This window comes from Methylobacterium sp. (genome assembly GCF_019745455.1).
Classification (GTDB): Bacteria; Pseudomonadota; Alphaproteobacteria; order Rhizobiales; family Beijerinckiaceae; genus Methylobacterium.
On sequence record NZ_JAIETD010000135.1, the window covers coordinates 2,501 to 28,304 of the forward strand.

22 protein-coding genes and 1 pseudogene are annotated in these 25,804 nt (G+C 62.6%); 20 read left to right on the top strand and 3 right to left on the bottom strand.

The annotated features are described in order from the left end of the window. Positions 1 to 382 precede the first annotated feature (382 nt). Together K2Y56_RS23105 and K2Y56_RS23110 are read left to right on the top strand one after the other, a co-directional pair. Positions 383 to 670 carry an acyl carrier protein gene (locus K2Y56_RS23105; protein ID WP_292513393.1) on the top strand — a complete coding sequence of 96 codons (288 nt, stop codon included), beginning with the start codon at positions 383 to 385 and terminating at the stop codon, positions 668 to 670. Then, on the top strand, positions 667 to 1,863 hold the full coding sequence (locus K2Y56_RS23110) for a beta-ketoacyl-[acyl-carrier-protein] synthase family protein (RefSeq protein ID WP_292513396.1): 1,197 nt from the start codon (positions 667 to 669) through the stop codon (positions 1,861 to 1,863). The genes K2Y56_RS23105 and K2Y56_RS23110 overlap by 4 nt, the downstream gene beginning before the upstream one ends. Positions 1,864 to 1,902: 39 nt before the next feature. Here the strand turns inward: K2Y56_RS23110 and K2Y56_RS23115 are convergent, their stop codons facing one another. Further along, positions 1,903 to 3,384 (bottom strand): UbiA family prenyltransferase, encoded by a 1,482-nt coding sequence (locus tag K2Y56_RS23115; RefSeq protein WP_292513399.1) that lies wholly within the window; start codon positions 3,382 to 3,384, stop codon positions 1,903 to 1,905. A gap of 164 nt (positions 3,385 to 3,548) precedes the next feature. Between K2Y56_RS23115 and K2Y56_RS23120 the strand changes: the two genes are divergently transcribed. From K2Y56_RS23120 to K2Y56_RS23130, 3 genes are read left to right on the top strand one after another with little or no spacing between them, the layout of a single operon-like run. Beyond that, complete coding sequence (locus K2Y56_RS23120) at positions 3,549 to 4,835, top strand: glycosyltransferase family 87 protein (protein ID WP_292513402.1); 1,287 nt, start codon at positions 3,549 to 3,551, stop codon at positions 4,833 to 4,835. A 17-nt stretch (positions 4,836 to 4,852) separates the two neighbouring features. Then, positions 4,853 to 6,187, top strand: a complete 1,335-nt coding sequence (locus K2Y56_RS23125; protein ID WP_292513406.1) for an FAD-binding oxidoreductase — start codon at positions 4,853 to 4,855, stop codon at positions 6,185 to 6,187. Beyond that, positions 6,188 to 6,931 carry an SDR family oxidoreductase gene (locus K2Y56_RS23130; protein ID WP_292513409.1) on the top strand — a complete coding sequence of 248 codons (744 nt, stop codon included), beginning with the start codon at positions 6,188 to 6,190 and terminating at the stop codon, positions 6,929 to 6,931. It begins immediately after the preceding gene. Positions 6,932 to 7,073: 142 nt separating this feature from the next. Here K2Y56_RS23130 and K2Y56_RS23135 read toward each other — a convergent pair whose 3' ends face one another. Next, a complete protein-coding gene (locus tag K2Y56_RS23135) occupies positions 7,074 to 7,271 on the bottom strand; it encodes a DUF2735 domain-containing protein (protein ID WP_292513412.1) in 198 nt (65 codons plus the stop codon). Positions 7,272 to 7,638: 367 nt separating this feature from the next. Here K2Y56_RS23135 and K2Y56_RS23140 point away from each other — a divergent pair, with 367 nt between their 5' ends. From K2Y56_RS23140 to K2Y56_RS23185, 10 genes are all read left to right on the top strand, one after another. Continuing rightward, complete coding sequence (locus K2Y56_RS23140) at positions 7,639 to 9,150, top strand: formyl transferase (RefSeq protein WP_292513415.1); 1,512 nt, start codon at positions 7,639 to 7,641, stop codon at positions 9,148 to 9,150. A 255-nt stretch (positions 9,151 to 9,405) separates the two neighbouring features. Further along, positions 9,406 to 10,728 carry an MFS transporter gene (locus K2Y56_RS23145; RefSeq protein ID WP_292513418.1) on the top strand — a complete coding sequence of 441 codons (1,323 nt, stop codon included), beginning with the start codon at positions 9,406 to 9,408 and terminating at the stop codon, positions 10,726 to 10,728. Positions 10,729 to 10,797: 69 nt separating this feature from the next. Beyond that, complete coding sequence (locus tag K2Y56_RS23150) at positions 10,798 to 12,069, top strand: arsenic transporter (protein WP_292513421.1); 1,272 nt, start codon at positions 10,798 to 10,800, stop codon at positions 12,067 to 12,069. A 307-nt stretch (positions 12,070 to 12,376) separates the two neighbouring features. Continuing rightward, positions 12,377 to 12,610, top strand: a complete 234-nt coding sequence (locus K2Y56_RS23155) for a hypothetical protein (RefSeq protein ID WP_292513424.1) — start codon at positions 12,377 to 12,379, stop codon at positions 12,608 to 12,610. A gap of 10 nt (positions 12,611 to 12,620) precedes the next feature. Then, positions 12,621 to 12,878 carry a BrnA antitoxin family protein gene (locus K2Y56_RS23160; RefSeq protein WP_292513427.1) on the top strand — a complete coding sequence of 86 codons (258 nt, stop codon included), beginning with the start codon at positions 12,621 to 12,623 and terminating at the stop codon, positions 12,876 to 12,878. 73 nt (positions 12,879 to 12,951) lie between these two features. Beyond that, positions 12,952 to 14,355: a glutathione-disulfide reductase gene (gene gor / locus K2Y56_RS23165; RefSeq protein ID WP_292513430.1), complete on the top strand. Its 1,404-nt coding sequence runs from the start codon at positions 12,952 to 12,954 to the stop codon at positions 14,353 to 14,355. A 262-nt stretch (positions 14,356 to 14,617) separates the two neighbouring features. Then, positions 14,618 to 15,691, top strand: coding sequence for a dsDNA nuclease domain-containing protein (locus K2Y56_RS23170; protein ID WP_292513434.1), 1,074 nt, complete (start codon positions 14,618 to 14,620; stop codon positions 15,689 to 15,691). Positions 15,692 to 15,742: 51 nt separating this feature from the next. Then, entirely contained in the window at positions 15,743 to 17,431 is a 1,689-nt protein-coding gene (locus K2Y56_RS23175; RefSeq protein WP_292513437.1) for a hypothetical protein, read from the top strand. A 316-nt stretch (positions 17,432 to 17,747) separates the two neighbouring features. After that, a complete protein-coding gene (locus K2Y56_RS23180) occupies positions 17,748 to 20,051 on the top strand; it encodes an FdhF/YdeP family oxidoreductase (protein WP_292513440.1) in 2,304 nt (767 codons plus the stop codon). Between the two features lie 41 nt (positions 20,052 to 20,092). Continuing rightward, the gene (locus K2Y56_RS23185) at positions 20,093 to 20,389 is read left to right on the top strand and encodes an RNA polymerase sigma factor region1.1 domain-containing protein (RefSeq protein WP_292513443.1); all 297 of its coding nucleotides are present in this window, start codon (positions 20,093 to 20,095) and stop codon (positions 20,387 to 20,389) included. A gap of 7 nt (positions 20,390 to 20,396) precedes the next feature. On the opposite strand, the gene K2Y56_RS23190 is transcribed toward K2Y56_RS23185, so the two are convergent. Beyond that, entirely contained in the window at positions 20,397 to 21,353 is a 957-nt protein-coding gene (locus tag K2Y56_RS23190) for an NAD(P)H-binding protein (protein ID WP_292513446.1), read from the bottom strand. Between the two features lie 569 nt (positions 21,354 to 21,922). Here K2Y56_RS23190 and K2Y56_RS23195 point away from each other — a divergent pair. The 5 genes and pseudogenes from K2Y56_RS23195 to K2Y56_RS23215 form a co-directional block, all read left to right on the top strand. Next, complete coding sequence (locus K2Y56_RS23195; protein WP_292513448.1) at positions 21,923 to 23,359, top strand: cytochrome ubiquinol oxidase subunit I; 1,437 nt, start codon at positions 21,923 to 21,925, stop codon at positions 23,357 to 23,359. A 9-nt stretch (positions 23,360 to 23,368) separates the two neighbouring features. Then, on the top strand, positions 23,369 to 24,376 hold the full coding sequence (cydB, locus tag K2Y56_RS23200) for a cytochrome d ubiquinol oxidase subunit II (RefSeq protein ID WP_292513451.1): 1,008 nt from the start codon (positions 23,369 to 23,371) through the stop codon (positions 24,374 to 24,376). Next, positions 24,376 to 24,501 (top strand): DUF2474 domain-containing protein, encoded by a 126-nt coding sequence (locus K2Y56_RS23205; protein ID WP_292513454.1) that lies wholly within the window; start codon positions 24,376 to 24,378, stop codon positions 24,499 to 24,501. Before cydB ends, K2Y56_RS23205 begins: the two co-directional genes overlap by 1 nt. 125 nt (positions 24,502 to 24,626) lie before the next feature. Further along, positions 24,627 to 25,535 (top strand): L,D-transpeptidase, encoded by a 909-nt coding sequence (locus K2Y56_RS23210; RefSeq protein WP_292513456.1) that lies wholly within the window; start codon positions 24,627 to 24,629, stop codon positions 25,533 to 25,535. Between the two features lie 114 nt (positions 25,536 to 25,649). Next, positions 25,650 to 25,804 (top strand): annotated as a pseudogene (locus K2Y56_RS23215) (DNA starvation/stationary phase protection protein); the annotation flags it as partial.

Here is a 25,804-nt window from a genome sequence, read left to right on the forward strand (position 1 = left end):
ATAACATTGGTCGTGGCTAAGATCGGCTGCTCGGATGAGACACTACGGAACTGGACCAAGTAAATCCGAGTGAGAAGTGCCTGCTGATACATCAGCGCTTGAGGCCTCCTCAAAGTAATAATCGTGGTCAACGGGGAAAGCTCACCGTATATCGGCAATGAGACGGGCATTTTATTATACAATGAAGTTTCGTCAAGCAAGATTGATTTTCAAAATTTCACTATCTATTAATAATATTAATCGACGATATCGAATTATTTCAGAAATCAAACATCTTTATGCGGCTCCGATTAATCCTAATTTTCATTAAAAATTGCTGAAAAATAAAATCGACTATCGTTCTGCGTGCCATAGACGATGTTTCGGTTGAAGGTAGCTGATCATGACACCCTCGAGAATCGAAGACGCCACTCAGGCTTCTGTGGTCACGTTCCTGATCGAGACGTTGCAGCCTTATCGCACCGAAGCGGGAGAAGCACTCTCGGAGTCGACGACAATTGAAGCGGTCGGTATCGACTCGTTCGATTTCGTTGAGATACTATTCAAAATCGAGGATCATTACGGCATTGATCTCGACTTCAATGCGAATCTCAAATTCACCGATCTCAAGTCCATTGGTGACCTGGCTACAGAGATCCTGACCTTCAAGAACCGGAAGATCGCCGCTTGACTACCGTTGTCGTCTCCGGCATCGGCGTCGTCGCACCGAACGGCCTCTCGGTCGATCCATTCTGGTTGAGCCTGATAGGTCCGACGCCGGCCCTTGGAGAGACGTCGGTTTTACCCGGCTCCGGGCTGACGGTTGCCGAGATCTCCGATACTGAGATCTTTCGTGACCTCGGCGTGTCGATAACAGCTTGTGATCGCAGTGCCTTGTTCGCCTTGGCCGCGACTCGCCAGGCAATGCTTGATGCCGGGTTACCTGCCACTCTCCCAAATCCTGAACGTGTCGCCGTCATCATCGGCAACGGGGCCGGTGGTCAGTGCACCATGGACGAGCAATATGTCCGTCTTTATGGCCAAAATAACAAGCGGCTTCATCCGATGACCGTGGCTCGGGCCATGGTAAGCTCGTCTGCGAGCTGGATCTCCATTGCCACGGGAGCTCGTGGACCCTGCTTCGTGGTGTCGAGTGCCTGCGCGTCATCGACACACGCTATCGGCCTGGCACTTCAATTCCTGCGCGGAGGTCTGGCAGACATCGTCATCACTGGCGGATGTGAAGCGCCGTTGTCGGTCGGAACGATCCGGGCTTGGGAGTCGATGCGAATCATGTCGCGAACGGCCTGCCGGCCCTTCGCTGCCGGGCGTGATGGGTTGATCCTTTCTGAAGGCGCCGGCATCCTCGTGCTCGAGACTGCCGAGCATGCCGTCCGCCGTGGCCACCGAACTGCCATCGAAGTCGCGGGATTTGCATCGAATGCCGACGCGGGCGACATCGTCGCGCCGAGTGCAGCAGGCATGGCCGGTGCGATGAGGCAGGCGATTGCCGATGCCGGCGTTAGGCCAGAAGACGTCGCGTACATCAACGCTCACGGAACCGGGACGACAGCGAACGACCGGACCGAAGCCGAGGCGATGAAATCCGTGTTTGGGGCTTTGTCCTGTCCGCCGGTATCATCGACCAAGGGAGTGACCGGCCATGCGTTAGGGGCGGCCGGTGCCCTCGAAGCGATCGCTACGGTGCTGGCCATGACCCGTAGGGTTGCGCCACCGACGGCAAATTTCGACGCCTTCGATCCAAGTTGCGATCTCGATTGCATCCCGAATGTCGCGCGTCCGCTCGCTATGCCGGTGGCAATGTCGAACTCCTTCGCGTTCGGCGGCCTCAACGCATCGCTGGTTTTCAAAGCCATCGTGTAACGTGACTCGGTTCGATCCAAGGCGCGTTATTGTGGCGGCTCAAGCCGGCACACAGGCAATTCCGAAGCTTGCTGCTACGATCAAGCCGAGCGCTAGACTCGCCCGGTCCTTCAACGCGAACTCGACGGGATCGTCGTTGAGACTGCCGCGCCCGCAGAGCGTCCAGACCCGTGCCAGCCAGAGAAAAACAGCCACAGGGGCAGCCCATAGGAATTCCGGTCGGATATAGAAAGCCTGACGAGCTGGGGCCTCAAAGATATAAAGCGATACGATCAGTACAGCCGCGGTCGCCGTCGCAGCTCCGAAGGTCAGGACGACAGGTCCGTCCTCAATCAGATAGCCTCTCCCGGGGATCGCCGCGTCAGATCGCGCGGCATGAATTCGGATCTCGCTGAAGCGTTTTGCTAGCGCCAACGATGTGAAAATGAACATCGAAAGTACGAATAACCATGGCGACCCGGCTATTCCGCAGAAAACCGAACCCGCCAATAGTCTTAGCGTGAATAGAGCGGCTAAAGCCACGGTATCTATCATTGCTATTCGCTTAAGTATAAGCGTATAGACCAGTGTCAGAAATATATAGACTCCGATTACGAGTACGGCCGCCGGTCCCGCTGATGCGGCTAGTATAATTCCGAGACATAGTCCCGCCGCGATCGCGAGAACTGCCGAGGGTATGGTCATAAGGCCGCTTGCGAGCGGTCGGTACCGCTTTGAGCGATGGGCCCGATCATGTTCAAGGTCATGAAGATCATTGATGAGATAGGTCGCCGAAGCAACGAGCCCGAAGCATATGAAGCCCGTCACCGCCATCAGCCAAGCTTTCACGTCCAGGGCATGGCCGGCAAGGATCAGGGGGACAAAGATGAGGAGGTTCTTGCACCATTGGTGTAGGCGCATCGCGCGCGACCAGATTGCGAAAGTGCCTTCTGGAGACGCACGATCTTCCGCTTGCGAGTAGAGGGATGCGGAAGGCAAGGAGTTGCCCGAACGCCGCCATAGCGACAGGTCGTCTGATGGTAGCACGGTAAACCCGGACGGACACCGTGCCATCACCGCCGCGAGTCGTTCGAGTTCACCGACATCACCGTCCTCATCGGCGACGATCATCTCATCGGCCCAGATTTTCGTATCGCAAAGGCGTCGCGCTAAGGCCGGAAATGCTCGCGTCAGAAGGATGACCTTACCGCCCTCTTCATGGATCTCCATGACCAATGCCACGATCTTAGGGTCCAGAACCCCGTCGCTGATCGCGAGCCCGGGGAGAGACTGGACGATGGCATCGAGGGAGTTTCGGCCTGAAGCACAGGTCTGCATGAAGGACCATGTGCCGCCCAACCCGCATCGTACGGAGGAGATGAAGAGCTCCGGTATCCATCTCGGCGACAGCGCCTCGCGATCGAGATCGATAACGAGGGGCAAGAGCTGCGCGGAGGTCATGTGGGCGGGCAGGTCGAGCAGTACCGTGGGTTTGGTCGAGTGAACCATCCCTTCGTCCGTGCGTGCTGCGGTCACCGTCACGCAGAGATCTCCCGCCTTCCCTCTTGAGGGCTCAATCTTCGGGGATTGAAACTAACTCTTCCTTAAACACACGATGAAATTGTCGGTTGCGGCGATGGAGGCGGCTATGTCGCTTGCGCGCTGAAACGAATTCAAATCAGCCCGCAGCAGCGCGGATTTCCTTCATGATCGGGACACTCCTCACCTCGACCTTGGTGCAGCGAGTTCTGCTTCTGCTGCTCCCCATCTCGGTGGTACATAGCGCTGTCCGCTTCGCTTGGCTTTCTGACCAGCCGGGCAGGTCACTCACCGATTTCGATGCCTTCTACATCGCTGGACATATGGCCTGGCGTGGCGAGATTGCGGATGCGTATCGATCCGCTGCGCTGTTTCAGGCGCAACGCTCGTTCAGCGGGGGGGAGAGTTTTCTGCCCTGGACCTATCCCCCGCCCTTCAACCTCGTCGTTGCGCTTCTGGCCTGTCTGCCGCATTGGCTCGCCTATCTGATTTTTACGGCACTTACCCTCGCTGCCTTCCTATTCATCTTGCGTCGCATTGCCGGAGAGACTTTCTCGATCGTGCTTCTGGCGATTTACCCGGCCATCCTCGTCACTATCGGCTGCGGACAGAACGGCTTTCTGACCGGCGCTCTGATAGGGTTATGCGTCCTGGGTCTGATGCAGGGATCATCGGCTGCCGGAGTGCCGCTCGGACTGATGGTAATCAAGCCTCATCTGGCCGTCGCCTTCGCGCTCCATGTGGTTGCTACGCAGCGCTGGGGCTGCTTCGTCCTTTCGGGCTCGACCGCGATCCTTGGTTGCGTCCTCGCCACCATCGCCTTCGGTGCGCCGGTGTGGACGGCCTTTCTCGGGGGTGTTGAAGAAGCGAAGATGTTCCTGTTCAGCGGCTATTACCCGCTCTTCAGGATGATCTCGGTCTACGCCGCGCTGCGCAGCATCGACATTGCGCCTCAGATAGCCATGGCAGCCCAGGTGCTCGTCGCCTGCTCGGCCCTCGGCTGCACGTTGATCGTCATCGGAAGACGGCTGAGCACGACCAGAATCCTCGGTTTCACAGCACTGGCAAGTCTCCTAATCAGCCCCTATGCCTACGATTATGACCTGCCCATCTACGGGATCGCGCTCGCGCTTCTGATGCCGGACTTTCTGCGCTCAGCGACCTCGAGGCAGCAGGTCGCACTCATGATCCTCAGCCTCGTCACCTCGGGCCTCGGCCTTTTGACGACTCGAGCCCTGGACCTGAGCGAGGAAGGTCAACCACTCGACGCCGGCTTATCGGCAGGTTTCGGAGCGGCGATCCCATCGGCTGCGGGAGTGACACTGCTGATCTCGGCGGTGCTTCTCTGGAAAGTTCTCGGACAAAAGTCGATCAGAGGGCATGAAACGGTCGTTCCACGGACTGCGGAAGATTCTTACGCGACCGCTTTGACTCCCAAAAGCCGGGTCGCGTGAGGTCGGACACAGCGTTCATGCGCCATCCGGTTCGTACACTCACCGGCTGGGCGCGATACCCGCGCGCCGAGAGCCGCCTCGTCTGCGCAGAGACCCCCGACAGGCTGCCGGAACTGATAGCTGGCTGCACCGACTACGTCGCGCGGGGAAACGGTCGTGCCTACGGCGACGCAGCAATCGGGCTCTACCAAACGCTCGCGATGCGTGGTCTCGATCGCTTCCGAACCTTCGATCCGCCGTCCGGTCTGCTCACGGTAGAAGCCGGTGTCCTACTGGCGGACATTCTTTCCGCGTTCGTACCACGTGGGTACTTCCCGGCTGTGGTACCGGGGACGCAGTACGTTACGGTCGGCGGCATGATCGCCGCCGACGTTCATGGCAAGAACCATCACCGCGATGGCGGCATGGGTAACCAGATCGACTCCTTCGTCCTTCTTCTGCCGGAAGGGATCGCCGTTCGATGTTCGCGTGAGGCCCATCCTGAACTGTTCGCCGCGACCATCGGCGGGATGGGCCTGACCGGAACGATCGTCGAGGCCACTTTGCGTCTGCGCCCGATCGAGAGCGGCTGGATTCGTCAGAGCACGATTGCGGCCCCAGACTTGGCGGGACTAACCGCGGCTTTGGACGAATCCGCCGACGCCTCCTATAGCGTTGCCTGGGTGGATTGCTTGAGCCGCGGCGCCGCGCTCGGACGAGGCTTGGTCTTTCTCGGGGAACATGCGAGCTTCGCCGACACGGCGCATCTTCGATCGTTGTCCACCAAGACCAAAGCAGGTCTCGCCGTACCGCTCGACTTGCCGCCAAAGTCACTCAACCGGTTGTCCATCGGAGCGTTCAACACCCTTTACTACAATCGCGGCGCCTCACGAGTTGGCGCGCCTCGCTACATACCATGGAACCGCTACTTCTTTCCTCTCGACGGACTGCGCGATTGGAACCGGCTCTATGGCCGACGCGGCTTCGTCCAGCACCAGTGCGTGATCCCTGCGGCAGATTCGGCGGCAATCCTGCCGGAGATCCTCGACAGGGTAGCACGCCTCGGTTGTGCCTCTCCCCTAGCGGTCCTCAAGCATCTGGGGACCGGGAACGGACTGCTCTCATTCCCGATGAAGGGCTACACGCTCACCCTAGACCTACCCGCGACGCCGACCGTCTTCACCGTCCTCGATGCGATTGACCGCCTCGTCGCCATATCGGGAGGCCGGTTATACCTCGCCAAGGATTCGCGGCAGGCTCGTGAAACCTTCGAAGCCGGATATTCGAATTTGAATAAGTTTCGCGAACTGCGCCGCAGTATCGGCGCAGAATCACGCCTCACCTCTCACCTTTCTGCACGATTGGGGATCTAGATGGCCGGCCAGAAGGTCCTTCTCCTTGTCGGCGCGACGTCGGATATCGGCCACGCGGTGGCCATGCGCTATGCTCGGGAGGACTGGCGCATCCTGCTCACGGCTCGCGATCCTGCCCGGGCTCAACGCAATGCCGATGATCTGGCGGCTCGCACCGGCGCTGACGTGACGATGTTCTCCCTCGACATCCTCGCGCTCGATACCCTGGCCACCTTCGTCGATGCCCTACCGGTGCTGCCGGACACCGTGGTCTGCGTCGTCGGCGAACTCGGGGACCAGACTCGGGCACAGGCGGACCCGGAACATGCCGGCCTTGTCATGGCGACCAATTACGTCGGCCCGTCCCTCCTCCTCGGTATCCTGGCGGAGCGTTTCGCCCAGCGCGGTCACGGGAGCATCGCGGGCGTAAGTTCCGTGGCGGGCGACCGCGGGCGCAGCTCGAACTATGTCTACGGATCAGCTAAAGCGGGCTTCAGCAGTTTCTTGTCCGGCCTTCGCAACCGCCTCGCGCGAAGTGGAGTCCGGGTGGTGACAGTGAAGCCCGGCTTCGTGCGCACGCGGATGACCCGCTCAATGAAGCTTCCGCCGATCCTCACCGCCAACCCGTCCGAGGTTGCAGGCGCCATCTACGAAGCCACTGAGCGAGCAACGGCCGACATCATCTACGTCAGGCGGATCTGGCGTCTCGTCATGGCAGTCATCTGCACGATCCCCGAACCGGTCTTCAAGCGACTTCGCCTTTGACGCGAAGCGTCAGGTTCCGCGATCTTCGCGATACGCGTACGAACCCTCGCAACACGTAGCACGAGCAATGTGGTGCATCATGCGAGGCGACGCGAAATGCGTCTCGCAAGGGCTCGCGCCGTCCGACGGCGACGATGCCCTCCTATGACTTGCGAGATACGGTTGCGTCCTGAATGGCGGCGTCATGGTACCATCCGCTTCCGAAGTCGCATGTCGCCACCTGAGTTGCAGGCCGCTCCTCAGCCGACATCTGTCCTGGCTTGCCTCCGATCGGGAACGTAACGGAGCGAGGACGAAAGGTATAGATCGTTGCAGTCTCGCGAGGCGAAGTCGTATTCATGATTTGTCGTCTCCACGGCTTGTAAACAGGCCGATGCAATTAATGACATAAACATAACAGAGATTCATGGACGATTGCACGTTGCTGCTCGATATATCTCGCAGTTTGCAAGCAATATGTGCATGCAAAAATTTGCATCATCATATCGAGGCGATACGAGTACATCGGGATACTGCACAGAATAGTGTCAGTTTTGACCACTGCATCATTAATAGGCAAAAATGGTTTCCCTTTTCCAGGCTTCTCTGGCAGAACTTGGCCATAGTTTGCGAGGCTTGGAGCAGCGCAGCGAAATCCTTTCTCAACGGCCTTGAGCCTAGTTTGCTGCGACGGGCGCATGCCCTCTTTCATCGGAGCGGCAACGTCCATGCGCCTGAGATTGCGGCTCGACGGACGCAGCCCCCGCCGGTGGCATCTAGCCCTCATCGCACGCCTCGCTGGCCTCCCCGGCGTCGGCCTCGAGATCGACGCGAGTCCCGGTCCCGGTGGGTTACCCGACAATTCCCATCTGTTATTTCGCCTCGAAGCGATGCTCGGCCGGCTTCCCGTGGACGGACCCTCCGCATTCATCGCTCCGGAGTCTTTGAGGGTCTACGCACCGAAGAGTAACGCGGAGCCCGACCTCGTTCTCGATCTTTGCGGCGATGTCTCCGACAAAACCGGGCCGCGCGTGTGGACGCTTCTGTTCGACGGTCGTCCCGGCGAGGAGGCACTGCTCGCTTCCATCCTCGATGGTCGCATGCCGGTGTCGACGTTGAGAGAGGACGGCCGCGTCATTGCGTCGGCTCGCCTTGGAACTGAGTCGATCGGGTCGACCATCGTCTCCTTCGAAGATGGCGTAACGCGCGCCACGATGTTCGTTGCCGCTGCGGTCTCGGAACGACGCCCGCGCCTCGAGGCCGGGGAAGAACAACCTGATCCTCCGGCGATTCCCGATCTCTCGCTGCCATTCCTGGGGGTGAAGGCCACGAAGATGCTCGTATGGGGCATCCTGCGCCGGATCTATCACCTCTGCTATCGGGCGCCCCACTGGCGGGTGGGCTGGCGCCGGCTCGACGGGCCAGATCTGATCGACCTGCGTGCTCATCCGCCGTCCGGATGGCACGACTTGCCCGACGACGGTCACCGCTTCTACGCCGATCCCTTCGCACTCGATCATCGCGGGCGGACGATCCTGTTCGTCGAGGATTACGAGCATGCCCGCGGCAAGGCGATCATCTCCGCGGTGGAGTTCGATGGGACCGGGCCTGTTGGCACGCCAATCCCGGTGCTCGACGAGCCCTATCATCTCTCGTACCCCTTTGTGTTCGAACGCGACGGCGCGATCTGGATGATCCCGGAGGGGTCTGCAAACCGCACGGTCGGTCTGTACCGATCGACTGCCTTTCCTGGTGGCTGGGTGAAGGAGGCAACGCTGCTGTCGGGCCTGACAGCAGGCGACGTCACCCTGATCGAGCGGGACGGACGCTGGTGGATGTTCGCCACCGTCCGCGACTTCGCAGCGGATCACGATGGCGGCCCCGTGCGCGGCTCCTATTCCGATGCTCTTCACTTGTGGTCCGCACCGGATTTCCGAGGTCCGTGGGTGCCGCACGCCCAGAACCCGGTTCTGATCGACATCGCTTCGGCGAGACCGGCCGGCCATATCGTCGAGCGCGGCGGCGCGTTGATTCGCCCGGTTCAGGACGGCCGTCGCGGCTATGGTGAGGCTCTCTCGCTTGCACGCATTACCCGCCTCGACGATGACGGCTTCGGGCAGACGGTCGAAACGACCCTGCGTGCTGGTCCCGGCTGGCCCGGCAAGCGGCTCCACACGCTCAACCGTTCGGCGAATTATGAATTCATTGATGGGTCGGGAAGAGCGCCACGCTTTCGATAAAATGCTCTACGCTTGAGCCGCATCGTATAATCCACGATCAATTCAAAAATTGCGTCAGACGAAGGATTTCGCAGGGAACAAAAGTCCTGACCGCGCCATTGCGCAGTGTCCGAGCATGACGGCCCTCAAGCGAGCCGCCAGGTTCGACCAGTCTTCCGCCTACCACAACGCTCACGTGAAACAGGTGCTGACCGGGTCTGCCGTTATGGTCGACCGCGGATCGAGCGACCACGTGCGCGTCATCGGGACAACGCAATGACGGCCGAGACCGCGATGACCCCGAAAGCGCGTAAACCGTCGCAGCGATCTTTGCGCGGCCTCGACGCTCTCAATTTCTTTCTCGCCGATGTTCGCGATGGTCTCGGTCCTTATTTGGCGATCTATCTCATCGCCGTGCGCGGACCCGATCAGGGCTGGGACGAGGCCACGGCCGGCCTCATCATGACCATCGCGGGCATCGCCGGGTTGATCGCTCAGACACCGGCCGGCGCTTTGATCGATCGCACGAACAACAAGCGGGCGATCGTCATCGCGGGCGCCCTGGCGGTGACGGCGAGCTGCCTTCTGCTGCCCTTCGTCTCCAACTTCTACGTCGTGGCCGCGACCCAATCCGTGGCCGGGATCGCGGGCGCCGTGTTCCCGCCGGCTCTCGCCGCCATCACCCTCGGCGTTGTCGGGCCTAAGATGTTCGCGAGAAGGATCGGACGCAACGAAGGTTTCAACCATGCCGGCAACGCGGTCTCGGCGGCGATCGCCGGCTCGACCGCCTATTTCTTCGGTCCGGTCGTCGTGTTCTGGCTGATGGCCGTCCTGGCGGTGCTGAGTGTAGGCGCCATGCTGATGGTGCCGGCGAACGCCATCGACGACGATCTCGCCCGTGGTCTCGACGAGAAGGCCGATACCGACCAAGACCAGCCCTCCGGCCTCTCTGCGCTGCTGCAGAACCGCTACCTCATGCTGTTCGCCGTGCTGGCGGCGGTCTTCCACCTTTCGAACGCCGCCATGCTCACGTCCGTCGGCCAGCTGCTGACCAGACTCCAGGGCAAGGAGAGCGCCACCTCGCTGATCTCCATCTGCATCGTTGCAGCCCAGCTCGTGATGGTTCCGGTGGCGATGTTCGTCGGCGCCAAGGCGGACGCGATCGGCCGCAAGCCGATCTTTCTCGCTGCCTTCGGCGTCCTCGCGATCCGGGGAGCGCTCTACACACTCTCGGACAGCCCCTTCTACCTCGTCGGGGTCCAGCTCCTCGACGGCGTCGGCGCCGGAATCTACGGCGCTCTGTTCCCCATCGTCGTCTCCGACCTCACCCGCGGCACCGGCCGATTCAACGTCGCGCAAGGTGCCGTGGCGACGACGCAGGGACTCGGCGCTTCGTTCTCGGCGACGCTGGCGGGACTCATTATCGTCTCGGCCGGCTACTCCACAGCCTTTCTCGTTCTCTCGGGGATCGCGGCGGCCGGCTTCGTCCTCTACCTCGTCGCCATGCCGGAGACCTACGGGTTCGAGCCGCCGGCCTCGTCCGACGCGATGCCGCCGAGAGATGGGGCACCTCAACCGGCGACGGCGCCAGCCGAGTGAGCGAGGGGCTCGACCGCTTGAGCGTATCGGTTCACATCCTCGCCAAAGCCGGTCGCGGATCTCAACCCCATGCTTGCCCTTTCCACGACCCCGCAATTCGCGACTTGGATCATCGCGGGCCTCGCGACCCTCGGCGTCATCCTGCGCCCATTCTCATTGCCAGAGGCCGTATGGGCGGTGCTGGGCGCCGTAGCCTTGCTCGCATTTGGTTTGATTTCGCCGGAGACAGCGGCGAGCGGCGTGCTCAAGGGCACCGACGTCTACCTATTCCTGATCGGGATGATGCTGCTGGCTGAGATCGCCAGGAAGGAAGGGTTGTTCGACTGGCTCGCCGGCATCGCGGTCCGCCTGGCCAGAGGCTCGGCGACGCGGCTGTTCCTGCTGGTCTATCTCGTCGGGACGGTTGTGACGGTGTTCCTGTCGAACGATGCCTGCGCCGTGGTGTTGACCCCGGCGGTCTATGCGGCGACCAGGGCCGCGAGGGTCGAGAACCCGCTGCCGTATCTCTTCATCTGCGCCTTCATCGCCAATGCGGCGAGCTTCGTCCTGCCGATTTCGAACCCGGCGAACCTCGTAGTCTACGCGGCCCATATGCCGCCGCTGACCGAATGGCTCGCACGCTTCGCCTTACCCTCGGCGCTGGCGATCCTCGCGACTTACGTCGTCCTCCGCCTGACACAGAACGCAGCCCTGAAGCGGGAGAATCTCGCCACAAAGATCGAAGCGGATCGGCTATCCGGCACGGGCAGGATCGCCGGCTTCGGCATCGTCGCGACCGCCCTCGTGCTGCTCGCTGCCTCCGCCTATGGATGCGAGCTCGGCCTGCCGACCTTCGTCGCGGGACTTCTCACGACGCTGCTCGTCCTGGCGATCAAGCGCGGCGGCGCGCTCGAGGTGGTCAGGGACGTCTCGTGGAGCGTCCTGCCGCTGGTGGCCGGCCTCTTCGTCCTCGTCGAGGCCCTGGAGAGGACCGGCCTCCTGACCCTCATCGCCGGCTCCCTCAGGCAGTGGGGGCAAGCGGCTCCGGATGCCATTGCCTGGGGAAGCGGAACGCTGGTGGCCTTCCTGTGCAACTTCGTGAACAACCTGCCGGCCGGCCTGATCGCGGGCGCGGCTTTGCAGCAGGCGGAGGTCTCCGCGAAGGTCGCCGGGGCGATCCTGATCGGCATCGATCTCGGGCCGAACCTGTCGGTCACGGGCTCCCTCGCCACGATTCTGTGGCTCACGGCGATCCGCCGCGAAGGCCTCGACGTGAGCTTCTGGCACTTCTTCAAGCTCGGTCTCCTGATGATGCCGCCCGCCCTGGTCCTGGCCCTTTGCGGCCTTCTCTTGGTGCCCTGAGGTAGTCGCGCCGGGCCGGATGAAAGCGCGTCCTCGACCGTATCGTGAGGATAAGGCGCGGCAGGCGCCCGGCCGCGTTGGCATTTCAACGCCCCGGTGTGCTATTGCGGCTCTATCCCGCTCTGAGCCGATCCGCGCGAAGGGTGTGTGGACTGCCTCGTCCCGCCGCTGGCGCGCACTCGCGCCGTGACCGGGATTCCCTTCGGACGACCGGCCACCCGCCGATCGGCGCTCCGGCCCTCCCGGGTCTCGCCGAGCTTCGCGCGCATCGCGGTTTCCGAAGGAGAGGCAACGAGGAAGGATGACGATGAGCGACGAGACCGACGCCCGGACCCGGTCCGAAGAGCGTGCCGAGCGCGCCGAGCGCATGGCCAAGGAAGGCGCACAGGCGATGGCCGAGCATCTCGCTTCGGTGAAGGCCGTTGACGAGCGCACCGTAAAGCTGCGGGCGCTGCGGCTCGCCAAGGAGGCCGCGGACGCCGAGGCGAAGGCCGCGGCTCCCCCGCCGGCGCCCAAGCGCAAGCGGACCGTGAAGGCCTGAGGAGAACGCGATGGCATTCGATCGCACACGCCGTACCAGCGACCCGCGCCAGACCGCCGAGGCCGCCTTCAAGGCCGCCACCACCAAACCCGTCGAGGTAGCGGCTCCCGCCGCTCCGGCACCGGTCCCGGCCGCTGCTGCCGTGCCGGCGGCCCGCGAGATGGTGACGCTGCGGGTCGAGCGCGCCGTGCTGGAGCATTTCCAGAAGGACGGGCCTGGCTGGCAGGACCGGATGAACGCGGTGCTCAAGGCCTCGGCCGGGCTCTAGCGGACCATGGGCCGCGCTTGATCGCGGGCCGCTTGCGGGCGATGGACGTCAGCGCCAACGCGAGGATCCTCCCATGACCGACGCCGCTTCCGACCGCGCCGATTTCGACGTCGACCTCTTCGTCATCGGCGGCGGCTCCGGAGGCGTCCGGGCGGCCCGGATCGCCGCGAGCCACGGCGCCAGGGTGATGCTCGCCGAGGAGTACCGCGTCGGCGGAACCTGCGTCATCCGCGGCTGCGTCCCGAAGAAGCTGATGGTCTATGCCGGCCGCTTCGCCGAGGAGTTCGAGGATGCCGCCGGCTTCGGCTGGTCCGTGCCCGAGCCGCATTTCGACTGGAGCGTCCTGAAAACCCGCCGCGACGCCGAAATTGCGCGGCTGGAGGCGATCTACGACACCAACCTGATGCGATCGGGCGTCGATATCGAGCCGACGCGGGCGGTGATCGAGGATTCGCACAGGGTTCGGTTGCTCTCGAGTAGTAAGGTGTTGCGTGCAAAGCACATTCTACTCGCCGTCGGCGGCAAGCCGTTGAAATTCCCCGATATTCCCGGAATCGAGAGCGCCATCACCTCGAATGAGGTGTTCGAGCTCACCGAGAAGCCGGATCGCATCCTCGTCGTGGGCGGCGGATACATCGCCGTGGAGTTCGCCGGGATCTTCTCGAACCTCGGCAGCCGCACGACCTTGCTGCACCGGGGGACCCACCTGCTGCGCGGCTTCGACGACGAGATCCGCGAGGCCCTGGCGGAATCCTACGCCAAGCGCATGGACCTGCGCCTCGGGAGAAACCTCGCCCGGATCGACCGGACCGCAGGCGGCCTCGTCGCGACCCTCGACGACGGCGTTACCCTGGAGGTCGACCAGGTCCTGATCGCCACGGGCCGCGCGCCCAATGTCGCCGGGCTCGGCCTGGAGCGGGTCGGGATCGCGCTCGACCGCAACGGGGCGATCCCGGTCGACGCCTTCTCGCAGACCGCCGTGCCCTCGATCTACGCGGTGGGCGACGTCACCAACCGCGCCAACCTGACGCCGATCGCCATCCGCGAGGGCCACGCCTTCGCCGACACCGTCTTCGGGGCCAAACCCTGGAGCGTCGACCATTCGCTGATCCCGACCGCGGTGTTCTCGACGCCGGAGATCGGCACGGTCGGCCTCACCGAGGCCGAGGCCCATGCCCGCCACGGCTCGGTCGACGTCTACCGGTCGAGCTTCCGCCCGATGAAGGCGACCCTGTCGGGGCGCGAGGACAGGATGCTGATGAAGGTCATCGTCGACGTCGAGACCGACCGGGTCCTCGGCGTCCACATCCTCGGCCACGATGCCGGCGAGATGATCCAGGCGGTCGGCATCGCGGTGACGATGGGCGCCACCAAGGCCGATTTCGACCGCACCATCGCGGTCCACCCGACCGCCGGCGAGGAACTCGTGACGATGCGGGTCCCGGCGGTGACGAAGCGGCCGGTGGGGGTGGGGTAGGGGAGGGGAAGGAGTCGAGGGTTCGGGAGAAGCCGATGCGGAAATCAGGATGCAGGGGCGTTTCTTCGTGTGACCCAAAGCGGGCTCTGAGAAGGTCCGCTTCCAAGCAGCCTAATGAGCGGCACTAGCGACCGATGGTGGGGGAAAGCTGACTTTCTGGAGGGCACGTTAGGTTAGACGGCCCACACGAAAGGCGACCCGCCAAGGTTGCGTCGGAGCCACCTATGCATGATCCTCCCATGAAAAGGATATGGCCACGGGAGTGCAGGCCTTGAGCTTGATAGATGATCTCGTTGCCGTCCCGCAACGCGAGAAGGGCGGAAGCATCGCGCTCGAACGGCTCGATTACCAAGCCTCGTGGGCTGTCTCGCTCGTTCTGATGCTGCACGAAAAGTCCGACGATTACGCAGTCGCGTTTGAATTCCACGACGACATTGTCGTGCTCAACGGCTCGTCCCAGCCGACGAAAGCACGCTTTTACCAAGTGAAAACGAGAGACTCTGGTCATTGGACCGTGACGCGGCTTACACAACGCTACAAGCGGCGTGGAGGAAGCGACAGAGTTCCATCAATCGTGGCCAAGATGTACGACAACCGGATCAAATTTGGCAGTGCGGCTGAGGTTCTAGGTTTCGTCACCAACCAGCCTTGTGAGTTCATCGAGCGGTCGAAGTGCCCCTGTACCTTCGACGAAGGGGATAGCGTCAAAACTGACGCGCTCAGTAAAGCCATAGCTTCCGAGGTTCCAACGTTCGCTGCAAGCGACATCAACCTATTCGAGTATCATCTATCGGACCTCCCGCTGAGCAGGCCCGGAACCATGCTCCGGGGTTTGATCCTCCAGTTCCTTGAGTGCGAACTTGGCATTCCGGATTGTCCATCATCGGCGTTCGTCGTGGTCGTTCTCGAACACGCCCGAGAACGATCCAAGCACATGGGGAGCGTGACGAACTTCCAGGATTTAATGCGGGCGAAGGCGCTCACGCGTGCTCAGGTCCAAGAGATGTTGGACGAAACAAAACGGCGCCATCAGAGTAGGCCAAAGTGGTCTGCCGTTTCGAGCGACCTTACAGGCATATCTCCCGTCCAGAAGCGCGACATCGGCCGGGCTTGGGCAGCCTACGAGGTTGACAAGCTCAGCCGAGCTTCCCTCGCATTCGAGCGCTTCTGCACGAAACTTCGCGATCTCGTGAACAGTATCGACGATAACGATCAGACACTCGCTGAAATCGTCAGATCAAATCTTGATCGCGTCCGCGCGCTCGCCCAGCAGTTTGGCACCTCTCAGGACGACGCGTACCTGAGTGCCGCCTTTCTATATGAGTTCTCATCATGAGAGACGAGCGGAAATTCAGACTACTGGTGAGGAATTTGCGCAAGAAGACAGATGAAAAACTTACGCTTCAAAAAATTGTATCTCATGTCCGACCTGGAACAGGCGGCGTTCCAGACGACGTTCGACCCGAAAATGACGATCATTCTAGGGGGCAACTCAACCGGTAAGTCGTCCCTGATCAAATCCTTGTACTGGGTCCTCGGCGCAGATCCTGCGCGCGTTCACGAAAGCTGGCCTAACCTAAAGGTGACTGGACTTCTTGAATTCCAAGTAGACGATAAAACCTTTTTCATGTTTCGGCATGGATCAATTTTTGCGCTCTTCGATGGCGCAGGTGTCCTCAAGGAGTCGATGCAAAGGGTGACAAGCCAGTTAGCTCCGTCTCTCGCAAAGCTACTTGGAATCAATCTTGTCCTGCCTGACCGCAAAGGGAAACCAACAACTCCGACACCCGCCTTCTTCTTTCTACCGTTCTACGTCGATCAGGATGTAGGTTGGGAGCGGCCCTGGCAGTCGTTCGATGGGCTGAAGCAGTTCGCTGGGTACCATCGTAGTATTGTCTCATACCACTCGGGCATCCTGCCGGACGAATGGTTCGTCCGCCGAGCCGAGCTTCAACAAATGACCGCCGAGAAAGGCGAGTTGCAGAGCCAAGCGACCGTCGTTGAACGGTCGGCCCTTGCTCTTCGGCAATCTGTGACTCAGGATGCGTTGTCAATTGACCAGGAGGCGTACGAAGCAGCGATCCTGCGTTTGCTCGCGGAGTTGAAAAAGATGCGCGAGAAGCGATCCAAGTTCGCCGCTGCATTGAGCGACGCTATCGCGCAAAGAACGCTCCTGAACGACCAGTTCGAGGTCGGACGTCGCGCCCTGAAAGAGCTTGAGAACGACCGCCAATGGCTGGTCGAGCGTGGCGATGAGGATATCCCCTGCCCAACGTGCGGAACGATCCACGAAAATAACTTCGCTATGAAGTTCGGCATCATTGAGGACCGCGAGGCATGCGTTGCGGTTCTGAATGAACTCGTCGACCAGATGATCGAGGTCAAAGCGCAGGTTGAAGCCGCTCGCCTTAATCTTAGGACCGTTGACGAGCAGATTGCCGCCGCCCAGCAGGTACTCACCATCAAACAGGGGGAGATCACTCTGGCTCAGGTAATCGCCTCAGAAGGACAGCGTCAGGCTTTGAGTGTCTTCGATCAACAAGCCGCGGAGATTGAGGCCAAGACAGGTGATCTGACCACTGAAATCGATTTGGTCAAAAAATCAATTCGCAAACTCGAAAACAGAGCACGGAAGCAGAAAGTGGAGACGTTCTTTGCACAACAGATAAGAGAAAACTTGAATTTTCTCGATGTTAAGAATGTCAATTTGGATAGAGCGCAGAAAATCCACTACGTTATCGAGGATACCGGATCGGTTCATCCACGTGCGGTCCTGTCCTATATCCTTGCGTTCGTCAGCACCTGCTTCGAGCATACAACAGCAATTACGGCACCTGTCATCCTCGACAGTCCATTGCAGCAGGATCAGGATCCCGTAAACGCGAAGCGCATCTTCAGTACGATTGAAGCGCGGAGGCCTGCGAACGCCCAGTTCATTGTGGGGTCGGTGTCGCTAAATGGATATGAGATGAGCGGAAAGACGATCAAATTGACTAACGAGCGTAAGCTGCTCCAGCCGAACCTATACTCGGAAGTGTCGGCCCTCATCGATGGGTTTAGAAGCCAGATGGTGTGAAATCGCCTTAAGCGCCTACATAGGGTGATGCGTTACAATCGAATTGCGACTTCAGGACTCTATCTGCAGAGTCGACTGGTACACCCAACTGGGGCCATGGTTAGACCTAGCGACCGCGACAAAAACGGAACCTGTATCACTGAGAACTGATTCGCAGCGGCCCGCCAGAGCACAAACGTCCATGGTCGGCAACCATCGTCCTCGTCTGTAGCCCAAACAGCGACGCCCCGAACGTCTACAAGGTTAATTCTGCAGTTAGGGAACCCCCTGCGCCCACCCCTGTTGCACTGTCCTGCCGCAGCAGCCGGGGCCTTGCATGACCGACAAGATGGCGACGCCGATCATCGAGCCGTATGAGGGGCCGGCGGGGGGCTGGGGGTCGGCAGGGTCGCTGGCCGAGATCCTGACGCGGGAGCAGATCCCGGTCTCGGGGGCGGCCCTGCTGATGAAGCAGAACAAGCCCGACGGGTTCATGTGCGTCTCCTGCGCCTGGTCGAAACCGGCCAAGCCCAGCGCCTTCGAATATTGCGAGAACGGCGCCAAGGCGACCGCCTGGGAGCAGACGGCGAAACGCGTCGGGCCGGACTTCTTCGCCCGCCATACCGTCACCGAGCTTCTCGGCTGGACCGATTACGCCCTGGAGGAGAAGGGCCGGCTCACCTACCCGATGCGCTACGATGCTGCGAGCGACCGCTACGTTCCGGTGACCTGGGAGGAGGCGTTCGCCGAGATCGGGCGCGAGCTGAAGGGCTTCGATCCGGCATCGGTGGTGTTCTACACCTCGGGCCGGGCCTCGCTTGAGACCTCCTACATGTACGGGCTGCTGGCGCGGCTCTACGGCACCAACAACCTGCCCGATTCCTCCAACATGTGCCACGAGCCGACCTCGGTGGGGCTCAAGAGCACGATCGGCGTCGCCGTCGGCACCACGGTGCTGGAGGATTTCGAGACCACCGACCTGATCCTGTTCTTCGGCCAGAATGTCGGCTCGAACGCGCCGAGGATGCTGCATCCGCTGCAGGATGCGCGCCGGCGCCGCGTCCCGATCATCACCTTCAACCCTCTGCGCGAGCGCGGGCTCGAGCGCTTCACCAACCCGCAATCGGTCGTCGAGATGGCGACGCGGCATGCGACCGAGATCTCGACGCAGTATCATCAGGTGAAGGCCGGCGGCGACATCGCGGCGATCACCGGGATGTGTAAGTGGCTCATTACCGAGGACCGCGAGGCGAAGCAGGTCGGGCGCCCGCGCATGCTCGATGTGGGCTTCATCGCGGAGCACACCCACGGATTCGAGGACTTCGTCGCCTTCTGCGATGGGCAGGATTGGTCCGATCTCGAAGCGCGCTCCGGCCTGACCAGGGGGGCGATGGAGGAGGCGGCACGGGTCTACGCGCGGGCGCGCTCCACCATCGCCGTCTACGGCATGGGGCTGACCCAGCACCGCAAGGGTACGCAGGCGGTGCGGATGCTCGTCAACCTCCTGCTCCTGCGCGGCAATATCGGGCGGCCCGGCGCCGGTCTGTGCCCCGTGCGCGGGCATTCCAACGTCCAGGGCCAGCGCACCGTCGGCATCACCGAGAAGCCGGAGCTCGCGCCCCTCGATACGCTGAAAGAGCTCTACGGCTTCGAGCCGCCGCGGGAGAAGGGGCTCAACACCGTCGAGGCCTGTGAGGGCATCGTCGCCGGGGAGGTGAAGGCCTTCATCGGGCTCGGGGGCAATTTCGTGCGGGCGATCCCCGATACGGTTCGGATGGAGGACGCCTGGCGCGGCATGCGCCTCACCGTGCAGATCGCGACGAAGCTCAACCGCTCGCACCTCGTCAACGGCGCCGTCGCCTACCTGCTGCCCTGCCTCGGGCGAATCGAGGTCGATCTGCAGGCGAGCGGGCCGCAGGCGGTCTCGATGGAGGATTCGACCTCCTGCTTCCACGGCTCGCGCGGGGTGACGAAGCCCGTGAGCGAGCATGTCCGCTCCGAGCCATGGATCGTCGCCGAACTCGCCAAGGCCACGCTGGAGCCGAACCCGAAGGTCGGTTGGGATGCCTGGGTCGGGGATTACGCCAAGGTCCGCGACGCGATCGAGGCGACCTACCCGGAGGTGTTCAAGGACCTCAACGGCCGGATGTTCGATCCGGGCGGGCTGCACAAGCCGCTCGCCGCCCGCGAGCGGCGCTGGGAGACCGAGACCGGCAAGGCCAATTTCACCGTGCCGGACGGGCTGAACGAAGACCCGGATATGCCCAAACGCCACGCCGACGTGCTCGACCTGATGACGCTTCGCTCGAACGACCAGTTCAATACGACGGTCTACGGCTACGACGACCGCTTCCGCGGCGTGAAGGGCACGCGCACGATCCTGTTCATGAACAGCGACGACATCGACCGCCTCGGCTTTCGCGACGGCGAGAATGTGGACCTCGCCACCGAAGCCGATGACGGGATCGAGCGCGTCGTGCGCGGCCTTCGGATCGTCAAGTACGAGATCCCGCCCGGCAATTGCGGCGGCTATTATCCGGAGCTGAACCCGCTGATCCCGCTCTGGCACTACGACGAGGAGGCCAAGACCCCGGCGGCCAAGGCGATCCCCGTGCGCGTCCGGCGCAGCGCACCGGCGTGACCGGCCCTCGACAGCGCGCAGCGGCGACCCATAACAGCCCGATGAACCACGACGAAACCTATGAGCGGCGGCAAGCGATCATCGATCGCCTGCTCGCCAATGCGCTCAGATCGCTGCGACCACCGCGGCTCCCGAGCCACGACGCGATGCCCGACGACATCCGGCGCGCGGTGGATGCGCTTCTTGAAAAGGTCGAGATGCAGAAGCTGCGCCGTCTCACCTACGACGACCTGGAAGAAGCCTTGCCGCCTCGCGACGTGACGGCGGAGGATCTGGAGGCGATCTTCTGGGTGCTCTCCGAGCACGGCATCGCGGTGGAGGACGGCGACGCGGAGTAGGGGTTCGTCAGAACACGGCGTGGTCGCCACGCTCAGCCTTCGCCTCGCCCCGGACCAGCTGCGCGTAATAGTCGAACAGCGTCTCCGACCCCGTCGAAGGGGTAGCATCCGCATCGTATCGGCCCGTCGCAGGGTCCATGACGAGCATGGATTCGGTGGCGTAGTAGCGCCCGATGCGGGCGAGCTCGGCCTTGGCCGCGAGGGCTGGCACCACCCGCCCGAGACTCGTCAGGACCGCGATGATCGTGTCGAGCATCTTGACCGGGACATGCGTGAAGCGCGGCTCGCGCCCGAGGAGGGCGAAGAGCCGCTCGCCCTGCGCTCTCGGGGTGATCGCCCCGCCCGGCCCGCCGATCGGGAGTACGCGGTTGCGCCGTTCGTCGTTGTCGATGCACTCGGCGAGATAGGCACCGAGATCGTCGTCGCTGATCGGCTTGCAGGCCGTCAGCAGCCCGTCGCCGAAGACGAGGAACGGTCTGCCGCGCTTCACCCGGTCGACCTGCCCAGAGAGCGATTTGAAGAAGGCCGTGGGCCGCACGATCGTGTAGTCGAGTCCCGAGCCGGCCAACTCCCGCTCGAAGGCCAGCTTGGCGTGCTGGAAGGCCAGGACCGGCTTCTGGACGCAGATGGCCGAGAGATGGACGACTTGGCCTACGCCTGCCGCCTTCGCCGCCTCCAGCGCGCTCACATGCGCCCCGTGATCGATCGTCCAGGCGTCGGCGGGCAATCCGGTGCGCGAGGCGAGGCAGGAGACCAGGACGTCGAACCGTTCGCCGCGAAAGCCTTCGCGTGCGAGCACCGAGGAATCGGTGACGTCCAGGACCCTCGCGGTCGCACCCGCAGGCATCTCTGCCTGGCGCCTGACGAGGCAGACGACCTCATGCCCGCGTGCCACCAGCGCTCGCACGCTGGCGCGGCCGATCGTGCCGGTGCCGCCCAGAACGACGACGCGACGCGGGCGCACAGGGCTCGATCGATCGGCGCTCACAGTCGCTTCATCAGAGGTTCGGATCACCGTCAGAGACCGCCATCGCTTCTACGGCTTCGCCCGAACGACCGCACCTCTTTCGTCGAGCCAGCAGATCGTTGCTCCCGTTCGTATCACAAGCGGCAATCGCCGGGGTCTACTGTGTCTGAAAGCTCGGGATTGCCCGGTCTTTCCTGGACCATCACGGGACCTGGCTGAGCTAGGGCATTGACGTGGGTTGATGCCTGGCCTCCTGCTCGTCAGCCACCGGCGAGCAACGACCGAGGACCAGATGAACTTCGCCGTGCATCCGAGCCGAGGGAGGCCAATTCTTCGACGAGGCCAGGATCAGGGCATCTTCGATCGGATCCGTTGCGATCCGCCGTCTCCGGAAGGACACGGGCGCTCCCGCCTCAGACCAAAGCTCCCCGGTGCCGCTGCGATCATGAGCCTCGTGCGAAGTCTCGGCCAAACGACATCACTGACCGGACGAACTCTCAAGCCCCCTTCCCTGTTCTCGGTGAGCAGCCGATAAGCGATCACCGAATGGCTTCCAGAGGCCTGCCATGCTCTCGACCTTCGACGCCCTTCTCCTCGCCCGGATCCAATTCGGGTTCACGGTGGCCTTCCACATCATCTTTCCGGCCTTCTCGATCGGACTGGCGAGCTACCTTGCGGTTCTCGAAGGGCTGTGGCTAGCGACCGGGCGTCAGGTCTTCCTCGATCTCTTCAAGTATTGGATCAAGATCTTCGCGATCGCCTTCGCCATGGGAGTCGTGTCCGGCCTCGTCATGTCCTACCAGTTCGGGACGAACTGGTCCGTCTTCTCCGACAAGACAGGTCCGGTTCTCGGTCCGTTGATGGCCTATGAGGTGCTCTCGGCCTTCTTCCTCGAAGCCGGGTTTCTCGGCGTCATGCTGTTCGGGATGAACAAGGTCGGGCCGCGACTGCATTTCCTTGCAACATTGGCGGTGGCTTTCGGCACCTTCTTCTCAGCATTCTGGATCCTGTCGGTGAATTCCTGGATGCACACGCCCCAGGGGCACGGCGTCAACGAGGCCGGTCAGTTCGTGCCGCTGGATTGGTGGGCGATCGTCTTCAACCCGTCTTTCCCCTACCGCCTCGTGCACATGGTCCTCGCCGCCTACCTGACGACGGCTCTCGTCGTCGGCGCCGTGGGCGCCTGGCACCTCTTGAAGGACCGGCTCTCGACCCTGAGCCAGAGCAGCGAGGGCGCCAGGACCATGTTCTCGATGGCGATGTGGATGGCGGCCATCGTGGCGCCGATCCAGATCCTCGCGGGCGACATGCACGGGATCAACACGCTGGAGCATCAGCCGGCCAAGGTCATGGCGATGGAGGGTCACTTCGAGAGCCATCCCGAGGGGGCACCGCTGATCCTCTTCGGTCTCCCCAACCAAGAGGCCGGCCGCGTCGATTATGCCCTGCAGATCCCCAAGCTGTCATCGCTCGTGCTGAAACACAGCCTCAACGCGCCGCTGAAGGGACTCGACACCGTGCCGCGGGAGAACTGGCCACCGGTGCCGGTGGTGTTCTGGTCATTCAGGATCATGGTCGGAATGGGCATGCTGATGCTGCTACTCGGCGCCCTCAGCCTTCTCGCCCGCGCCCGCGGCAAGCTCTACGAATGGCCCGCCCTCCACGGCTTCGCCCTCGCGATGGGGCCGGCGGGCTTCGTCGCCGTCCTCGCCGGCTGGATCACCACGGAGGTCGGGCGGCAGCCCTTCACCGTCTACGGATTGCTGCGTACCGCAGACTCGGCCTCTCCGCTCTCGGCGCCGGCGGTCGGAGCCTCGCTCATGGCCTTCGTGGTCATCTACTTCGCGGTCTTCTCCATGGGCGTGATCTATATCCTGCGTCTGATGGCGAAGCCGCCGAAGCCGGGCGAGCATGGTGTCGAAACCGGCGTGCCGATCCGGACCGCCGGCATCACCCCTGCCCCCGCGCATGATCCCGATCGCACCCTTCAGCCTGCGGAATAGGACAGCGCGATGATCGAGAATCTCGACCTGACAGTCGTCTGGGCCTTCGTGATCGCGTTCGCGGTATTCGCCTATATCGTCATGGATGGCTTCGACCTCGGTATCGGGATTCTCTTCCCGACCTTAGCGCCGGGGCCTGAACGCGATACGGCGATGAACTCCGTGGCGCCGGTCTGGGACGGCAACGAGACATGGCTGGTGCTCGGGGGCGGCGGCCTGTTCGCCGCCTTTCCGCTCGCCTACGCCATCATCATGCCCGCGCTCTACGCACCGATCATCGCCATGCTGCTGGGGCTCATCTTCCGGGGCGTTGCCTTCGAGTTCCGCTGGCGCGATCCGGCCCACCGGGCGTTCTGGGACGTTGCCTTCACGGGCGGGTCGGTGGTGGCGACGCTCGCCCAGGGCATCGCGCTCGGCGCCCTCCTGCAAGGGATCAAGGTCGATGGCCGCGCCTATGGGGGTGGCTGGTGGGACTGGCTCTCGCCGTTCAGCATCCTCGTCGGCGTCGGGCTTCTGTTCGGCTACGGCCTTCTCGGCAGCACATGGCTGGTGATGAGAACGGAAGGTCCCCTGCAAGATCGGGCACGAAGCCTCTCGCTATGGCTCGCCGGTGCGACGCTCCTGGCAATCGGAAGCGTAAGCGCCGCGACGCCGTTTCTGGAAGGCAAGTATTGGGAGCGCTGGTTCGCGATGCCGAACGTGCTCCTGACCGCCCAGGTCCCCCTCCTCGTGGCGATCGCCGGCTTCCTGTTCTTCCTGGCCCTCAAGAAGGGCGCCGACAGGGCGCCCTTCCTCATCGCACTCGGGCTGTTCCTGCTCTGCTTCGTCGGCCTCGGGATCAGCATCTTCCCCGACGTGGTGCCGGGGCGTGTCACGATCTGGGAGGCAGCCTCTCCACGGTCGAGCCAGGTCTTCATCCTCGTCGGCGCGTCGGTTCTGATCCCGCTCATCCTCGCCTACACCGCCTATTCCTACTGGGTGTTTCGAGGAAAGGTCGATTCCTCAGGCTATCACTGATGCGGGCGGACGAACCTCGCCCGCTTTGGCGGCGCCTGGCGTGGTTCGCTGCGATCTGGGCCGCGAGCGTCGTGGCGCTCGGACTGGTCGGCTTCGTCCTGAGATCATGGCTCAAGACGGGATGAGCCGTTAACGGCGCGCGACCGTTCTCATCACATCCGTAGCGATCCGGCGTGACGTCGCGTTCCCGTCTTGCTAGGCCGCGCACAACCCATCGCCGTCGACGGCTTTCACTTCGAGCAGCCTGCCCATGACCAACCCGTCCCGCCGCGCCCTCCTGTCCGGTGCCGCAACCAGCCTCGTTGTCTTAGGCGTCCCCGCATTTGCTCAAGGCGGCCCGGTCGGGCCGGACGGCATCGACGGATACGGACCTTATGACGATGATCGTCTCTATCGAGACGAAGCGGGCCAGCTCTACCGTCGCAGGGGCGGGCAATACGTTCCCTATGGCGAGCGACGCGGTGTGCCGGTGCAGCGCGAGAGACAGAGAGCGGACACCGCTGCCGATCCCGAGGTCGATGCCGTGGTCCGCAAACGGACAGCGGAGCCGAGGGCATATGACAAAATCGCGGCGGCGCGGCCGCTCGACAACGGCCCGATCGACCACGCCCGTGCTTATGCGGCGATCACCGACGAGCCGTTCCCGATCCCGGCTTTCAACTTCAAGCGCGCCAATCCCGCGTTCCTTCGTCAGGACATCGCCTATACCGGCCGCGAGCCGCCGGGCACGATCCTGGTCGATCCGCGCGCGCATCACCTGACCCTGGTGCAGCCGAACGGCCGCGCGCGCCGCTACGGTGTCGGCGTCGGCAAGCAGGGCTTCTCATGGTCTGGAGTCTCGACGGTGAATTCCAAACAGGCCTGGCCCGATTGGTATCCCCCCAAGGAAATGATCGCCCGCACGCCCAAGCTCGCAAAGGAGGTGACGCAGCTCCAGAGTGGGCTCGGCGTGCCCGGCGGGTCGCGAAATCCCCTTGGGGCTCGCGCCCATTACCTGTGGCAGGACAACAAGGACACGCTCTATCGCATCCACGGCACACTGGAGCCGGAATCCATCGGGCGCAGCGTATCCTCGGGCTGCATCAGGATGATCAACCAGGATGTCATCGATCTTTACGGCCGCGTCGAGATCGGAAGCCGCGTCGTCGTCCTTGGCTGAGGCGTAACGTCCCGCGCCCGGTATTGTACGGAACCCTCGGCGCGCGGCGGTATTGGCCCGGTTGAAGACGAGGGCGTCGAACCTCGCCCTCTTCTACCGGAGCTCGAAATCATTATGGCCAAGAGCAATACCGCGCGCCTTCGCGTCGAATCCGATCGCCTCAACACTCCGACCGATCTGGCGCCTGAGGCGACCAAGGCTATCTCGGAAGGGCTGACGGTCCTCCTAGCGGATCTTTTCGCCCTCTATCTGAAAACGAAGAACTTTCA

Bases quoted from the DNA above. Each gene is read 5' to 3' on its own strand.
- K2Y56_RS23105 (WP_292513393.1), top strand. From the start codon at position 383: ATGACACCCTCGAGAATCGAAGACGCCACTCAGGCTTCTGTGGTCACG.
- K2Y56_RS23120 (WP_292513402.1), top strand. From the start codon at position 3,549: ATGATCGGGACACTCCTCACCTCGACCTTGGTGCAGCGAGTTCTGCTT.
- K2Y56_RS23125 (WP_292513406.1), top strand. From the start codon at position 4,853: ATGCGCCATCCGGTTCGTACACTCACCGGCTGGGCGCGATACCCGCGC.
- K2Y56_RS23130 (WP_292513409.1), top strand. From the start codon at position 6,188: ATGGCCGGCCAGAAGGTCCTTCTCCTTGTCGGCGCGACGTCGGATATC.
- K2Y56_RS23135 (WP_292513412.1), bottom strand. From the start codon at position 7,271: ATGAATACGACTTCGCCTCGCGAGACTGCAACGATCTATACCTTTCGT.
- K2Y56_RS23140 (WP_292513415.1), top strand. From the start codon at position 7,639: ATGCGCCTGAGATTGCGGCTCGACGGACGCAGCCCCCGCCGGTGGCAT.
- K2Y56_RS23145 (WP_292513418.1), top strand. From the start codon at position 9,406: ATGACGGCCGAGACCGCGATGACCCCGAAAGCGCGTAAACCGTCGCAG.
- K2Y56_RS23150 (WP_292513421.1), top strand. From the start codon at position 10,798: ATGCTTGCCCTTTCCACGACCCCGCAATTCGCGACTTGGATCATCGCG.
- K2Y56_RS23155 (WP_292513424.1), top strand. From the start codon at position 12,377: ATGAGCGACGAGACCGACGCCCGGACCCGGTCCGAAGAGCGTGCCGAG.
- K2Y56_RS23160 (WP_292513427.1), top strand. From the start codon at position 12,621: ATGGCATTCGATCGCACACGCCGTACCAGCGACCCGCGCCAGACCGCC.
- gor (WP_292513430.1), top strand. From the start codon at position 12,952: ATGACCGACGCCGCTTCCGACCGCGCCGATTTCGACGTCGACCTCTTC.
- K2Y56_RS23175 (WP_292513437.1), top strand. From the start codon at position 15,743: ATGAAAAACTTACGCTTCAAAAAATTGTATCTCATGTCCGACCTGGAA.
- K2Y56_RS23180 (WP_292513440.1), top strand. From the start codon at position 17,748: ATGACCGACAAGATGGCGACGCCGATCATCGAGCCGTATGAGGGGCCG.
- K2Y56_RS23185 (WP_292513443.1), top strand. From the start codon at position 20,093: ATGAACCACGACGAAACCTATGAGCGGCGGCAAGCGATCATCGATCGC.
- K2Y56_RS23195 (WP_292513448.1), top strand. From the start codon at position 21,923: ATGCTCTCGACCTTCGACGCCCTTCTCCTCGCCCGGATCCAATTCGGG.
- cydB (WP_292513451.1), top strand. From the start codon at position 23,369: ATGATCGAGAATCTCGACCTGACAGTCGTCTGGGCCTTCGTGATCGCG.
- K2Y56_RS23205 (WP_292513454.1), top strand. From the start codon at position 24,376: ATGCGGGCGGACGAACCTCGCCCGCTTTGGCGGCGCCTGGCGTGGTTC.
- K2Y56_RS23210 (WP_292513456.1), top strand. From the start codon at position 24,627: ATGACCAACCCGTCCCGCCGCGCCCTCCTGTCCGGTGCCGCAACCAGC.